The organism is Pseudomonas sp. LBUM1659, from assembly GCF_059716045.1.
The window spans coordinates 3,421,268-3,436,205 of record NZ_CP166797.1; the positions used below are offsets into that span (position 1 = coordinate 3,421,268).

The 14,938-nt window shown below is 59.5% G+C and carries 13 protein-coding genes; 12 read left to right on the plus strand and 1 reads right to left on the minus strand.

The annotated features are described in order from the left end of the window. The first annotated feature begins 24 nt into the window (after positions 1–24). From ACA048_RS15435 to ACA048_RS15450, 4 genes are all read left to right on the plus strand, one after another. Complete coding sequence (locus ACA048_RS15435) at positions 25–585, plus strand: PqiC family protein (RefSeq protein ID WP_497629871.1); 561 nt, start codon at positions 25–27, stop codon at positions 583–585. 498 nt (positions 586–1,083) lie between these two features. Further along, positions 1,084–2,097, plus strand: a complete 1,014-nt coding sequence (locus ACA048_RS15440) for an iron ABC transporter substrate-binding protein (protein WP_497625200.1) — start codon at positions 1,084–1,086, stop codon at positions 2,095–2,097. Between the two features lie 3 nt (positions 2,098–2,100). Beyond that, the gene (locus ACA048_RS15445; protein ID WP_497625201.1) at positions 2,101–3,699 is read left to right on the plus strand and encodes an ABC transporter permease; all 1,599 of its coding nucleotides are present in this window, start codon (positions 2,101–2,103) and stop codon (positions 3,697–3,699) included. Then, positions 3,696–4,766 carry an ABC transporter ATP-binding protein gene (locus tag ACA048_RS15450; RefSeq protein WP_497625202.1) on the plus strand — a complete coding sequence of 357 codons (1,071 nt, stop codon included), beginning with the start codon at positions 3,696–3,698 and terminating at the stop codon, positions 4,764–4,766. Before ACA048_RS15445 ends, ACA048_RS15450 begins: the two co-directional genes overlap by 4 nt. Before the next feature lie 2 nt (positions 4,767–4,768). Here ACA048_RS15450 and ACA048_RS15455 read toward each other — a convergent pair whose 3' ends face one another. Then, positions 4,769–5,707, minus strand: a complete 939-nt coding sequence (locus ACA048_RS15455; RefSeq protein ID WP_497625203.1) for a site-specific integrase — start codon at positions 5,705–5,707, stop codon at positions 4,769–4,771. A gap of 385 nt (positions 5,708–6,092) precedes the next feature. Here ACA048_RS15455 and arnB point away from each other — a divergent pair, with 385 nt between their 5' ends. The 8 genes from arnB to ACA048_RS15495 are packed head-to-tail and all read left to right on the plus strand — an operon-like array spanning position 6,093 to position 14,890. Further along, entirely contained in the window at positions 6,093–7,241 is a 1,149-nt protein-coding gene (arnB, locus tag ACA048_RS15460; protein ID WP_497625204.1) for a UDP-4-amino-4-deoxy-L-arabinose aminotransferase, read from the plus strand. Beyond that, on the plus strand, positions 7,238–8,257 hold the full coding sequence (arnC, locus tag ACA048_RS15465; protein ID WP_497625205.1) for an undecaprenyl-phosphate 4-deoxy-4-formamido-L-arabinose transferase: 1,020 nt from the start codon (positions 7,238–7,240) through the stop codon (positions 8,255–8,257). The genes arnB and arnC overlap by 4 nt, the downstream gene beginning before the upstream one ends. After that, positions 8,254–10,245: a bifunctional UDP-4-amino-4-deoxy-L-arabinose formyltransferase/UDP-glucuronic acid oxidase ArnA gene (arnA, locus tag ACA048_RS15470; RefSeq protein ID WP_497625206.1), complete on the plus strand. Its 1,992-nt coding sequence runs from the start codon at positions 8,254–8,256 to the stop codon at positions 10,243–10,245. The genes arnC and arnA overlap by 4 nt, the downstream gene beginning before the upstream one ends. After that, a complete protein-coding gene (arnD, locus tag ACA048_RS15475; protein ID WP_497625207.1) occupies positions 10,245–11,129 on the plus strand; it encodes a 4-deoxy-4-formamido-L-arabinose-phosphoundecaprenol deformylase in 885 nt (294 codons plus the stop codon). The genes arnA and arnD overlap by 1 nt, the downstream gene beginning before the upstream one ends. Continuing rightward, a complete protein-coding gene (gene arnT, locus ACA048_RS15480) occupies positions 11,126–12,775 on the plus strand; it encodes a lipid IV(A) 4-amino-4-deoxy-L-arabinosyltransferase (RefSeq protein ID WP_497625208.1) in 1,650 nt (549 codons plus the stop codon). The genes arnD and arnT overlap by 4 nt, the downstream gene beginning before the upstream one ends. Further along, on the plus strand, positions 12,772–13,116 hold the full coding sequence (arnE, locus tag ACA048_RS15485; protein WP_497625209.1) for a 4-amino-4-deoxy-L-arabinose-phosphoundecaprenol flippase subunit ArnE: 345 nt from the start codon (positions 12,772–12,774) through the stop codon (positions 13,114–13,116). Before arnT ends, arnE begins: the two co-directional genes overlap by 4 nt. Next, on the plus strand, positions 13,113–13,514 hold the full coding sequence (arnF, locus tag ACA048_RS15490) for a 4-amino-4-deoxy-L-arabinose-phosphoundecaprenol flippase subunit ArnF (protein ID WP_497625210.1): 402 nt from the start codon (positions 13,113–13,115) through the stop codon (positions 13,512–13,514). The genes arnE and arnF overlap by 4 nt, the downstream gene beginning before the upstream one ends. Beyond that, the gene (locus ACA048_RS15495; protein ID WP_497625211.1) at positions 13,511–14,890 is read left to right on the plus strand and encodes a UDP-glucose dehydrogenase family protein; all 1,380 of its coding nucleotides are present in this window, start codon (positions 13,511–13,513) and stop codon (positions 14,888–14,890) included. The genes arnF and ACA048_RS15495 overlap by 4 nt, the downstream gene beginning before the upstream one ends. Positions 14,891–14,938 lie beyond the last annotated feature (48 nt).

Here is a 14,938-nt window from a genome sequence, read left to right on the forward strand (position 1 = left end):
CTGCAGAAGAAAGGAGCAACTTGTATGGCTTTTTCGCCGAAGCTCACCTTGGTCGCTGCGCTCTTGCTGCTCGCGGCCTGCCGCAGTGAACCTGTTCACTACCACACCCTGGTGCCACCAGAAACCAGTGGTGCGACGCGCAGTAACGCGCAGTTCATCGAGATTGAAAGCCTCAGTTTACCGGCGCAGGTCGACCGGCAACAGGTGGTTATTCGCCAAGGCAAGAGCGGCCTGATTCTGCTCGAATCCGAATGGTGGGGGGCATCGCTGGGAGAGGAGTTCCGAAGTGCCCTGGTGGATCAACTGTCCAACCTCAACCTCCAGCGCAAGCTGTCGGTGCGCATTGACATACAACGTTTTGACTCCGTTCCCGGGCAATACGGGCTGATTGATGTGACTTGGCGCTTGCGCGCCGCCAATGAAGTCAATGGCGCGTCTGTCACCTGTCGTAGCATCTTGCAAACGCCTTCGGGGGGGAGCATCGAAGATCTGGCCCTGGCCCAGCAGAATAACGTCAAGCGCCTGGCTGCGCAGATCGGCCAAGCGGCCAAGGGGACCCAACAGAGTTGCCCGCCCCCTGCTTAACGCCACTTCTTTCGCGCCCCGATATTGTTCAGCGGTGCCCCTGCCACCGCTCACTGTTTTGCACATTGACACTAACGGGCAATTTCAGGTGCTCGGTATTGTTAATCCCGAAGTGTGCTGCCGCTGAACTACCTGACGCCCCTTGGATCACGGTACTATCCTTTCGCCACTATTCTGGTTTGAGCAACCGCCCGCAGCAATGGGGGCCGGTTGCTCAAACCTTGGGTACGCGGAACAAAATCCCGCTGGTGGACAAACCCGACGTTGTGCTCGAATGCCTGTCCTGATCGATGACTCCATAAACATCAGATCCGTCGGGCAAGTAGCTGAGGGACTGCTAATCTGAATGAAAATGACATGTATTAACGGTTTCTTTGACGTTTTTTTCTCATTTTACGTTCTACATTCCCTGCGACTCAAAACATGCAAATGATTCGCATTGATTTGCTGGCGAATCGGCGTGGATGACTACTAAAAAGAACAGGAGCTGCCCCCCGAATGATGCCCTCCATCCCTTCGTTCCTCAAAACAGCATTGCTGACCACTGCACTGCTGACCGCCGGACATGTCTATGCCGCTGATACCGACGGTATCGTGGTCTACAACGCCCAACACGAGAGCCTGACCAAGGCCTGGGTCGAGGGGTTCACCAAGGAAACCGGGATCAAAGTCACCCTGCGTAACGGCGACGACACCGAGATGGGCAATCAGATCGTGCAAGAAGGCGCCGCTTCCCCCGCCGATGTATTCCTGACCGAGAACTCCCCGGCCATGGTGCTGGTGGACAACGCGGGGCTGCTTGCACCCGTAGCGCCGACTACGCTGGAGCAAGTGGACGCGGCTTATCGCCCGGCGCATGGCAAATGGGTCGGGATCGCCGCACGCTCCACGGTGTTCGTCTATAACCCGAGCAAACTGCCTGAAGCCGATCTGCCGAAATCGTTGATGGACCTGGCCGGGCCAAACTGGAAAGGCCTTTGGGGCGCATCGCCTGCCGGTGCTGACTTCCAGGCCATCGTCGCCGCGGTGCTTTTGCTGAAGGGCGAAGCAGCCACCCTTGAGTGGCTCAAAGGAATGAAAGCCAACTACACGGCCTACCGTGGCAACAGCTCGGTGCTCAAAGCGGTTAATGCCGGCCAGGTCGACAGCGGTGTGATCTTTCACTATTACAGCTACGGCGACCAAGCCAAAACCGGTGAAAACAGCAAAAACACCGCCCTGCATTACTTCAAACACAAAGATCCAGGTGCTTTTGTCAGCGTCTCCGGTGGCGGCGTTCTGGCGTCCAGCAAACACAAGGAAGACGCTCAGGCACTGCTGAAGTGGATCACCGGCAAGGAAGGCCAGAAAGTTCTGGAAACCGGTAAATCGTTTGAATACGCCGTGGGCAAGAACGCGCCCTCCAATCCTAAACTGGTGCCTTTGCAGCAGCTCGACGCGCCGACAGTCGATGCCTCAAAACTCGACAGTAAAAAAGCCGTGGAGCTGATGACTCAGGCGGGACTGCTCTAATTGATGCCTGAAACCTTGCCAGGGGGTGTCGCCACGGCGATACCCTCAAACTTGCGGCGACGCTCCCGGGGTGTTTTCGCAGGTCGCGGCGGCGCGTGGGTGATCGGTTTATCCGCACTGGTCTCGCTCCTATCGCTGCTCCCGATTGCCTTCGTGATCGGCGTGTCGGTCCAGACAGGCTGGGCGGCCATTGTGCCGCTGGTCTTTCGACCTCGTGTCGCTGAATTAATGATCAACACCGTTTTGCTGGTGGTGATCACCATTCCGTTGTGCGTCATGCTCGGCCTGGCGCTGGCCTGGCTGACAGAGCGCACCAACCTGCCAGGCCGACGCTGGTGGTCACTGCTGGCGACGGCGCCACTGGCCGTGCCGGCCTTCGTCCACAGTTATGCGTGGGTGAGCCTGGTGCCACCGATTCATGGGCTGTTTGCCGGCGTCCTGGTCTCGGTCATCGCCTATTTCCCGTTCCTGTACCTGCCGATTGCAGCCACCCTGCGCCGGCTCGATCCGGCCATCGAAGACGTTGGCGAGTCGCTGGGGCTCAAGCCGGGGGCGGTGTTCTTTCGTGTGGTACTGCCGCAACTGCGCCTGGCCATTTGCGGCGGAGCGTTGTTGGTGGGCCTGCATTTGCTGGCCGAATATGGCCTGTACGCGATGATCCGCTTCGACACCTTTACCACGGCGATCTTCGATCAGTTCAAATCCACCTTCAACGGCCCTGCCGCTAACATGCTGGCCAGTGTGTTGGCCCTGTGTTGCCTGGCGATGCTGACTGCCGAGTCCGCCGCTCGCGGCACGGCGCGTTACGCCAGGGTCGGGTCGGGAAGCGCTCGCGCGCAGAGGGTTGTGCGCCTGGACGGGCAGGCAAAAATACTTGGCCTGCTGCTGCAAGCCTTCACCTGCGCATTGGCGCTGGGTGTGCCGTTGATCACCCTGGGCAAATGGCTGATCGCGGGCGGCACACAGGTCTGGCAACTGGACGAACTGATGCCGGCGCTGCAACAGACACTGCAACTCGGCGCGGCAGGCGCAGTCCTGACCACCTGCGCCGCGATCCCGATTGCCTGGCTATCGATTCGCTCTCCCGGCCGGTTACAGCGGGTACTGGAAGGCTGCAACTACATCACCAGCTCGTTGCCTGGGATTGTCGTCGCCCTGGCCCTGGTAACGTTCACCATCCATTTTGCGCGACCGATTTACCAGACCACGATCACCGTGCTGCTGGCGTATCTGCTGATGTTCTTGCCCCGTGCCCTGGTGAGTTTACGGGCGGGAATTGCCCAGGCACCGGTGGAGCTGGAAAACATCGCACGCAGTCTCGGCCGCTCGCCGGGTCGGGCCTTGTGGCTGATTACTCTGCGCCTGGCCGCGCCGGGGGCTGCCGCCGGGGCTGCGCTGGTGTTTCTGGCGATCACCAACGAGCTCACCGCCACCCTGTTGCTCGCGCCCAATGGAACGCGCACCCTGGCCACCGGTTTCTGGGCCATGACCAGCGAAATCGACTATGCCGCTGCTGCCCCCTATGCCCTGTTGATGATTCTGCTGTCGCTTCCGTTGACCGGACTTCTTTATCACCAATCCAAACGAACGGCTGGCCGATGAACGCTCTTGAACTGCATGCCATATCCAAGTCTTACGGCGACCAAAAGGCGCTGGAGAACATCAACCTGTCGGTGCCCGCTGGCAGCCGGACGGTGATTGTCGGCCCGTCCGGCTCGGGTAAAACCACGTTGTTGCGGATGATCGCCGGCTTCGAATTTCCGGACTCCGGCCGTCTTTCACTCAATGGTCAGACGCTCGTCGACGCCACTCACGAGGTGCCGGCGCATCAGCGCCTGATTGGCTACGTTCCCCAGGACGGTGCTTTGTTCCCGCACATGACCGTGGCTGCCAATATCGGTTTCGGGCTTTCGGTCAAGGGCGGCGAAAAAAACCTTCGTGTCGCTGAGCTGATGGACAGTGTGGCCCTGGATGCAAGCATGGCCCACCGTTGGCCCCATGAACTCTCCGGCGGCCAGCAACAGCGGGTGGCGCTGGCGCGGGCGTTGGCGCAACAGCCGCGCCTGATGCTGCTGGACGAGCCTTTTTCCGCCCTTGATACCGGCCTTCGAGGCGCCATGCGCAAAATGGTCGCCCGACTGCTGTCCGATGCCGGTGTCACCACCATCCTGGTCACCCATGATCAGAGCGAAGCACTCTCGTTTGCCGATCAACTGGCGGTGATGCGCGACGGTCGGCTCGTACAATCAGGCCATCCACTGGATCTGTACCGCTACCCCAACGACGAACAAACTGCGCTGTTTCTCGGAGATGCCGTGGTCATGCCCGCCAAAATCGAAGCTGGCTGGGCGCATTGCGACCTCGGCCGGATACCGGTGAACAACCACCGCAACAACCATTCGGCACAGATCATGCTGCGCCCCGAGCAATTACAACTCGTCAGCATCCAGCCGAGCCCCACCGAAATGGCCGGGTGCCGCGCTGTAGTGACTGAACGCGACTTCAGCGGCAACACCTGCACATTGACCGTGGAATTACAGGCCCCTGCTTCCGGCGAACAGTCCGGCCGGTCATTAACGGTACGCGGTTCGGGCATGTATGCGCCCCCTGCCGGCAGCGCGGTGCACGTCTCGACCATCGGCCATGCCCACGTGTTCAGCGGGTCATAACGTTAAAGGTCAAAGCGGTCCACTGCGCGTCGCCGCTCATTGTCGTCGCGCACATCGTAATTGGCGGTTGTCTGAATATTGCTGTGATGCGCCAGTTTCTGCGCGATCGACAAATCGTGCTCTTCGATGACGCGGGTGATGAACGAACGGCGAAAATCGTGTGGCATGATCTTCACCCCGACTTCGGCACCGCGCTGGCGCGCAATGTAATAGATCGCATGTTTGGTCACTCGCTCGCGGGTGATATGGCTGCCACGACGTATGCGGTTGAACAGAAACAGGTCGTCCACCTCGCCTTCCTTGAGCTGAGATCGACGAAACGCCAGCCAGGCCTCCAGTTTGGCCAAGGCCCAGGCCGGCGCGTACTTGATCAATTGCTTGTTGCCCTTGGCCGTGACCCGCAGGCTGCGCTCGGCAAAATCGACCTGTGACAGGTCCAGGTTCACCGACTCGGACTTGCGCATGCCCGAACCGTACAAAATCCCGATGATTGCCGCGTCGCGTAATCCTTGTGGCCTTGGATCGGCGGCACACACCGCCATCAACTCCTGGATCAGCGTGCGCCGCAAGTTGCGCCCCTGGGACAAACGGGTGCCGGCAATCCCTTTGACCGAGCGCATTTTCAGCAGATGATCCTGACTGATCAGGCTCATGCGCCATGCCTCATTCATCACCCCGCGTACCGCATTCACGTACAGCGAAGAGGTGTTGGGCGCGTAGCCGTCTTCGCGTAACGCCGCGACCAGCGCAATAACATTTTCTGGCTGAAGCTGATGCCAAGGGATTTCCTCGATATTCATGTCGTCGAAGCCCAAACGGTCCGCGGCATCCTGCAAAACATAACGCATGGTCAGCTGACTGGAAGGTGCGAGCCGGGCCAGGTACACAGTCAACGGATTGGTCGTTGAAGCAACAGGATGGGTAACAGGTAAGTCAATCAAACGAGACGGCCTTGAGTGAAAATATTGCAGTAATACAACTAAGGAATGAAAACATCCCTCATGTAAAGCGAAGACTTCTGAAAGACTTTTCTTATAAAGTCGCGATGAGCGGCAAGAGTCTGAACAGCGGCTGTATAACCCTCGGATAAACGATTTGCCGACCGGTTTTTCATGTTCCTTTCACGAAATAGAGCTTACCCTCAATGAGCCGCGACGGTCCCACACAAGCCTCAAACGTGCCGACCGGAACAGAAAAAGTCAATTGATGCGATTTGTCACACTTTTTGTGTAACCGATTGAAGCAGCTTATTTTTTATTGACTACGCTTGCCTTGGATCCAACACATCCGGTATCAATGCTCGTTCAATTCCAGCCCGAGGTGCCCATGAGTCAGGCGTTTCTCCCCTTCTCCCGCCCCAGTATCGGCGATGAAGAAATTGCAGCGGTAGAGCAAGTATTGCGCTCCGGCTGGATCACCACCGGGCCGAAAAACCAGCAACTGGAAGAGCAGTTCGCCAACTATGTCGGGGGCCGGCACGCCGTTGCTCTTTCTTCGGCCACCGGTGGTATGCACATTACGTTGCTGGCGTTGGGCATTGGCCCGGGCGACGAAGTCATTACCCCCTCGCAGACGTGGGTGTCCACCGCCAACATGATTTGCCTGCTGGGCGCCACCCCGGTGTTCGTCGACGTTGACCGCGACACTCTGATGAGCGATCTGGCAAGCATCGAGGCGTCCATCACCCCACGCACCAAAGCCATCATTCCGGTGCACTACGCCGGCGCCGCCTTCGACCTCGACCCGCTCTATGCGCTGGCCGACAAACACGGCATTGCTGTTATCGAAGACGCCGCCCACGCCGCCGGCACCTTCTACAAAGGACGTCACGTCGGCTCCAAAGGCACGGCGATCTTCTCGTTCCACGCCATCAAAAACATGACCTGCGCCGAAGGCGCGATGTTCGTCAGTGACGATGAAGCACTGGCCAGCCGGGTGCGCATGCTCAAGTTTCATGGCCTCGGCGTCGACGCCTACGACCGCATGACCCACGGCCGCAAGCCTCAGGCGCAAGTGATGGAACCGGGTTTCAAATACAACCTGGCCGACATCAATGCCGCCATCGCTCTGGTGCAACTGGAGCGTCTGGACGACATCAACGCCAATCGCACCGAGCTGGCGCGAGCATACCTGCAACGCCTGGAAGGCTCTGCCGTGCAACCGCTGGCGGTGCCAACCTATCCGCAGCAACACGCCTGGCACCTGTTCATCCTGCGCATCGACGCCGAGCGCTGCGGCTTGGACCGTGAAGCCTTCATGAAGGGCTTGCAGGAACAGAATATCGGCACCGGCATCCACTTTATCGCCACCCACCTTCACACGTACTATCGTCAGCGTTTCCCGAACATTTACCTGCCCAACACCGAATGGAATTCGGCACGGCTGTGTTCGATTCCCTTGTTCCCGGACATGACCACCGATGATGTCAATCGTGTGGTCGATGCCATTGAAAACGTTATGGACAGATCTCAGTGAAACCTTACCCAATCCGTTGCGTATCGATTGTTATCCCGGTCTACAACGAACAAGACAGCCTGCCCGAGTTGCTTCGGCGTACCGAAGCGGCGTGCCAGCAGTTGCACCATGAATACGAAATCGTCCTGGTGGACGACGGCAGCCGCGACAATTCGGCGCAAATCCTCGAAGATGCCGCCAGTCGCGAGGGCAGCCCGGTGGTCGCGGTCATACTCAACCGCAACTATGGCCAACACGCGGCAATCATGGCCGGTTTCGAACACTGCAAAGGTGATGTCGTCATCACCCTCGATGCCGACCTGCAAAACCCACCCGAAGAAATTCCGCGACTGGTTGCCCAGGCAGAGCTCGGTTATGACGTGGTCGCCACGGTGCGCAACAACCGTCAGGACTCGGCCTTGCGTCGCTGGCCGTCGAAATTGATCAACCTCGCCGTTCAGCGCTCGACCGGCGTTGCCATGAGCGATTACGGCTGCATGTTGCGCGCTTACCGCCGGACCATCGTCGACGCGATGCTGGCCTGCCGCGAACGCAGCACCTTCATCCCGATCCTGGCCAACAGTTTTGCCCGGCACACCACCGAAATCCCGGTTTTACATGCCGAGCGTGAACACGGTGAATCCAAATACAGCCCCATGCGCCTGGTCAACCTGATGTTCGACCTGATCACCTGCATGACCACCACGCCTTTGCGGCTGTTGAGCATCGTCGGTTTTGCCATGGCCGGTCTGGGCGTACTGTTTGCCTTCGCGTTGATCTTCTTGCGCCTGGTGTTCGGCGCTGAATGGGCCGGCGACGGTACGTTCGTGCTGTTCGCCGTGCTATTCGTCTTCACCGGAGGGCAATTTATCGGCATGGGTCTGCTGGGCGAGTACCTGGGACGCATGTACAGCGACGTCCGCGCCCGTCCCCGCTTCTTTGTCGAAAAAGTTTTGCGTAGCCAACCCTCTGCGCCCGCTCCCGTTGTCACCGTTGACGGCCTTACTTCCACTACTTCCGATCAGGTTCACTCATGAGCGTAAAAGCTGTTGTCTTCGCCTACCACGATATTGGTTGTGCCGGTATCGAATCCCTGCTCACGTCCGGCTTTGAAATTGCCGCCGTGTTTACGCATGCCGATGATCCGAAAGAAAACGCCTTTTACGGTTCCGTTGCGCAGTTGTGCGCCCAAAAGGGCATCCCGGTGCATGCCCCTGAAGATGCCAACCATCCGCTGTGGATTGAGCGCATCGCCAAACTCAACCCTGATTACCTTTTCTCGTTCTACTACCGCAACCTGTTGACTGAACCGTTGCTGGCCACCGCCCGAAAAGGCGCGTTCAACCTGCACGGCTCGTTGCTGCCACGCTACCGTGGCCGCGCGCCGGCCAACTGGGTGCTGGTGAACGGTGAAACCGAAACCGGCGTGACCCTGCACCGCATGGTCAAGCGTGCCGACGCCGGCGCGATCATCGCCCAGCAAACGGTTGCCATCGAGCGCAGCGACACCGCGCTGACCCTGCATGGCAAGCTGCGCCTGGCCGCCACTGACCTGTTGCGCGACACCCTGCCCGCCTTGCTTCAAGGCAAAGTCACCGAAACGGCTCAGGACGAATCCAAAGCCACGGTGTTTGGTCGCCGCACTGCGGCCGACGGCAAACTGCTCTGGAAGAAGCCAGCGCAAGAACTGACCAACCTGGTCCGCGCCGTGACCCAGCCGTATCCGGGCGCGTTCTGCGATGTGGGCGAGCACAAGCTGATTGTCTGGAGCGCCGAAGTTGCCAAGGGCAATGAAGGTCTGGCGCCAGGCCGAGTGATCAGCGTTGACCCACTGCGCATCGCTTGCGGCGAAGACTCGCTGGTGATCACCGCCGGGCAGCGTAACGACAACGGTCTGTACCTGAGCGGCCCGCAACTGGCCAACGAATTGGGCCTGGTCGACGGTTCCGTCCTGCGCGGCGCCGAATCCGGGCGTAAGCCACGCCGCACCCGGGTACTGATCCTCGGCGTCAACGGCTTCATCGGCAATCACTTGTCCGAGCGCCTGCTGCGCGACGACCGGTATGAGGTTTACGGTCTGGACATCGGTTCGGACGCCATCGACCGCCTGCGCAGCCACCCGAACTTCCATTTCGTCGAAGGCGATATCAGCATTCACTCCGAGTGGATCGAATATCACATCAAGAAGTGCGACGTGGTCCTGCCGCTGGTGGCCATTGCCACGCCGATTGAATACACGCGCAACCCGCTGCGGGTATTCGAGCTGGATTTCGAAGAAAACCTGAAACTGGTTCGCTACTGCGTCAAATACAACAAGCGCGTGATCTTCCCGTCGACCTCGGAAGTCTATGGCATGTGCCAGGACCAGAACTTCGACGAAGACACCTCCAACCTCGTCGTTGGTCCGATCAACAAGCAACGCTGGATCTACTCGGTCTCCAAGCAATTGCTCGACCGCGTCATCTGGGCCTACGGCCAGAAAGGCCTGAACTTCACCCTGTTCCGCCCTTTCAACTGGATGGGTCCACGCCTGGACCGTCTGGACTCGGCGCGTATCGGCAGCTCCCGGGCTATTACCCAGTTGATCCTGAACCTGGTAGAAGGCACACCGATTCGCCTGTTCGATGGCGGCGAGCAAAAGCGCTGCTTCACCGACATTGCGGATGGCGTAGAAGCCCTGGCGCGAATCATCGACAACGAAAATGACGCCTGCAACGGTCAGATCATCAACATCGGCAACCCGGAGAACGAAGCCAGCATTCGCCAGTTGGGCGAAGAACTGCTGCGTCAGTTCGAAGCTCACCCGCTGCGCGACAACTTCCCGCCGTTCGCCGGTTTCCGCGATGTAGAAAGCAAAGCTTTCTACGGCACCGGCTACCAGGACGTGTCCCACCGCAAACCAAGCATCGCCAACGCCAAGCGTCTGCTGGACTGGACGCCAACCGTGGAGATGACCGAGACCATCGGCAACACGCTGGACTTCTTCCTGCGCGAGGCCATGCTCGAAATAGCGGACAAGCGTTGATGCAGGCAAGCCTTCGAATCGATGTCGACACCTACCGAGGTACCCGTGAGGGGGTGCCTCGGCTGCTGGAAATCCTCGACGAGGCGCAGGTCAAGGCGACGTTCTTCTTCAGCGTCGGGCCGGACAACATGGGGCGCCACTTGTGGCGCCTGATCCGCCCGCAATTCCTCTGGAAAATGCTGCGTTCCAATGCTGCCGGCCTGTACGGCTGGGACATTTTGCTGGCCGGCACCGCCTGGCCGGGCAAACCCATCGGCCGGGATCTGGGGCATTTGATGCGCCAGGCTCAGGCCGCAGGTCATGAAGTCGGTCTGCACGCCTGGGATCACCATGGTTGGCAGGCCAACGCCGGACGTTGGAGCGACGCACAGCTGATCGAGCAGATCCGCCAGGGCGTCGACACGCTCAGCGACATCCTCGGGCAAAAGGTCGACTGTTCGGCCGCTGCCGGTTGGCGCGCGGACGAACGTGTGATCGAAGCCAAAGAAGCGTTCGGCTTTCGCTATAACAGCGATTGCCGTGGGCAGAGCCTGTTTCAACCGACTCTGGCAGGCGGTGGTTTAGGTGCACCACAAATACCGGTGGATTTGCCGACCTTCGATGAGGTGGTCGGCCCAACTGTCGCAGCCCAGGACTTCAACGCGTTCATTCTTGAGCGCTTTTCCCCCGAAAAACTCAACGTCTACACCATTCATGCTGAAGTAGAAGGGATTCTGATGGCCAACGATTTCCGTCAGCTGCTGGCCGATGCACACCAGCGTGACATTCATTTCCAGCCCTTGGGCGATCTGCTGCCCGACGCCCCCGACACCTTGCCCACAGGACGTGTCGTGCGCGGCGTCCTTGAAGGCCGCGAAGGCTGGTTGGGAGTGCAAGGCGCATGAACAAACGCTGGGCATTACCTCTCCTGCTGGTCCTGTTCGTCCTCGCCTATCTGCTACCGCTGGGCACCCATGGTTTATGGATTCCGGACGAAACCCGCTATGCACAGATCAGTCAGCACATGCTCCTGAGCGGCAACTGGGTGTCGCCGCACTTCATGAGCGTGCGCTATTTCGAAAAACCGGCGGCAGGTTACTGGATGATCGCTGCCAGCCAGGCCGTGTTCGGTCAGAACCTGTTTGGTGTGCGGTTTGCCTCGGCGCTGAGCATGGGCCTGAGCGTGTTGCTGTGCTTCCTGATCGCCCGCCGATTGTGGAACGACCCGCGCAAGAGTTTTGCCTGCGCGCTGCTCTACATGAGTTTCAGCGTCATCGCCGGTCAGGCCGGGTATGCCAACCTTGATCCGCAGTTCACCTTTTGGGTCAACCTGAGTCTGGTGGCGTTGTGGTTTGCGCTGGACAGCGTCGGCCGCCGCCAAAAAGTCATCAGCTGGGCGGTGCTGGGTCTGGCCTGCGGCATGGGTTTCATGACCAAGGGGTTCCTTGCCTGGTTGCTGCCGGTTCTGGTCGCCCTGCCCTACATGATCTGGCAGAAGCGCTGGAAAGAACTGCTGATCTACGGCCCTGTGGCGATTGTCGTGGCCATCGCGGTGAGCTTGCCGTGGGTGCTGGCGGTTCACTCGCAGGAGCCCGATTACTGGCGGTTCTTCTTCTGGCACGAGCACATTCGCCGCTTTGCCGGTGACGACGCTCAGCATGAAGCGCCGTGGTGGTACTACCTGCCGCTGCTGGTCGCCTTCAGTATGCCGTGGGCGGTGTTGTTGCCGTCGGCACTGAAACAAGCCTGGCAAACCTGTCGCCAGGCCAGCATCGGCTTCCTGCTGCTGTGGATGGTGATGCCGCTGGTATTTTTCAGCATCAGCAAAGGTAAATTACCGAGTTACATCCTGCCATGCCTGCTGCCATTGGCCTTGATGCTGGGTCATGCGCTGGCCGATCGACTGAAGCTGGAGCAGGGCCGGGTGCTGGGGCTCAACGGTTTGCTGAACCTGGTGCTGGGTCTGGTTGTCCTGATTGCCCTGGTCTACATGCAACTGAAAAAGCCGCTGTACGACCATGAACTGCACAACCTGGTGCTGGTGTTCATTGGCTTGATCGGCTGGATCATGGCCAACTTGCTGCAAGCCTTCAGGCCACTGCAATGCTGGGCCGCACCGGCGTTCGGCAGTTTGCTGCTGGTCAGTTTGATCCCGGCCGGGCTGCCCAATTCGGTGGTCGCCAACAAGACACCTGACCAATTCATCCTCCATCACATGGATGAGTTGTCGCAAACCGGCAAGCTGTTGAGCAACGATCTCGGCGCCGCATCGGCGCTGGCCTGGCGCATGAAACACCCGGACGTGTCGCTGTACAGCTCGATAGGCGAATTGAAATACGGTCTTTCCTATCCTGATTCGGCACAGCAGCTAGTCACCGTCGGCCAGGTTGAGCTGTGGATGCAAAACGCCCGCCGCAACGGCTCCGTCGGTGTGGTCATGCGGGTCAAGGGTGAGCAAGAGTTGCAGGAACTCGAACGGTTGCCCAAGGACGGTAAACGCTATGAACAGGGCAATCTGGTGATTCTGATTTTCCCTCAGGTGGCGCCATGAGCCTGCTACTGGTTCTGGTCGCGTGTTTGTTGACGTGCCTGGGTCAGATCGCTCAGAAATTCGCCGTAGAGAGCTGGCGCGGCCAGGCTTCGGGATGGTCCGAAAAACTGCGCTCGCCCTGGCTGTGGCTGGCGCTTGCCGCGCTGGGATCGGGTTTGCTGGTCTGGCTGCTGGTGTTGCAGCGACTTGAAGTCGGCATTGCCTACCCGATGCTGAGTCTCAATTTTGTGCTGGTCACTCTGGTCGCCCGTTTTGTCTTCCATGAAACGATCGACCGCCAACACTGGTTGGGTGTGGCATTGGTGATCGGTGGCGTGGTTCTGTTGGGGCAACACGCATGAGCCTGCGTCGCGGAATTACCTTCGCCATGGGCAGTGTGCTGCTGGTCAGCGCCGCACAGTTGGGCATGCGCTGGAGCATGACGCGCCTGCCCTCACCGGACCACTGGTTAACAGCCAGCATCGACCCGGTCGCGATAGCGGTCGTGCTGAGCGCCATTATCGCCTACGCCCTTTCGATGCTCTGCTGGCTGGCCGCCCTTCGCGACCTGCCGCTGGGGCGGGCCTATTCGCTGCTGAGCATCAGCTACGCGCTGGTGTACCTGCTGGCCGTCAGCCTGCCCCTGTTTAACGAAACGTTCAGTCTTTCAAAAACCCTCGGGGTGGCGCTGGTCATGCTCGGGGTCATCATCATCAACTCTCGTTCAGTTCGCGCGACCGAACTCAGGGATGCGTCATGAAAATCAGTGTATTTGGTAGCGGTTATGTGGGCCTGGTCCAGGCAGCCGTCCTGGCTGAAGTCGGTCACGATGTGATCTGCATGGACATTGACGAGAAGAAAGTCGAATTGCTGCAACAAGGCCACGTGAGCATTTTCGAGCCGGGGCTCGCCAGCCTGGTGCGCGACAGCCTGGAAGCCAAGCGGCTGCAATTCACCACCGACGAGAAGCTGGCCGTGCAGCATGGCCAGGTGCTGTTTATTGCGGTGGGCACGCCGTCCCGGGACGATGGCTCGGCAGATTTGAGCTACGTGATGTCGGTCGGCGACGCCGTGGCGCGACATCGTGAACAGCCGGTGATTCTGGCGGAGAAGTCCACGGTACCGGTGGGCACCGGCGATGCGTTGCGCACGCATATCGACAATTGCCTGGTCAAAATCGGCCGCGTGCTGCAGTTCGATATCGTCTCCAATCCCGAGTTTCTGAAAGAAGGCTCGGCTGTCGCCGACTGCCGACGCCCGGACCGGATCATCATTGGCTGTGAACGTGACGAAGTACGCGAGGTGATGCGCGACCTCTATGCACCGTTCAACCGCAACCACGACCGTGTCATGTTCATGGACCTGCGCAGCGCCGAGCTGACCAAGTACGCCGCCAATTGCATGCTGGCCACGAAGATCAGCTTCATCAATCAGATTGCCGAACTGGCCGAGCACCTGGGCGCCGACATCGAATCGGTACGCCTGGGCATCGGCGCCGACTCGCGCATTGGTTACCACTTCATCTATCCCGGCTGTGGTTATGGCGGCTCGTGTTTCCCCAAAGACATGCGCGCCCTGATTCACACCGCCCAGGAAGCGCACTGCTCCAGCGACTTGCTGCAAGCAGTGGAAGCAATCAACGAGCGTCAGAAACACAAGCTGTTCGAGCGGATCAACGCGTTCTACCGTGGCGACCTGCGCGGCAAGACCTTTGCCGTGTGGGGCCTGGCGTTCAAGCCCAACACGGATGACATGCGCGACGCGCCGAGCCGGGTCCTGCTGGAATCGCTGTGGGCCGCCGGGGCCAATGTCCGTGCGTATGATCCGGAAGCCATGCAGGAAACCCAACGCCTGTACCCTGACGAATCGAAACTGATGCTGATGGGCACTCCCGAATCCGTGCTGTCGGGCGCCGATGCCTTGATCGTCTGCACCGAGTGGCAGCAGTTCAAGGCGCCGGATTTCGACCTGATCGAGCAGCGCCTGAATGCACCGGTGATCTTCGACGGACGCAACCTGTACGACGCCGAACGCCTTGAGCGCAGCGGCTTCAAGTATTTCCCGATGGGCCGTGGCGAGTCGCGCAACCTGCCGATCCCGCATCAACAATGGCCCGCTGACTCGGTCGTCGCGTGATCACCTTGTCACCCACCCGTCAGCAGTCCCTGGGCATCGGTTTACTGG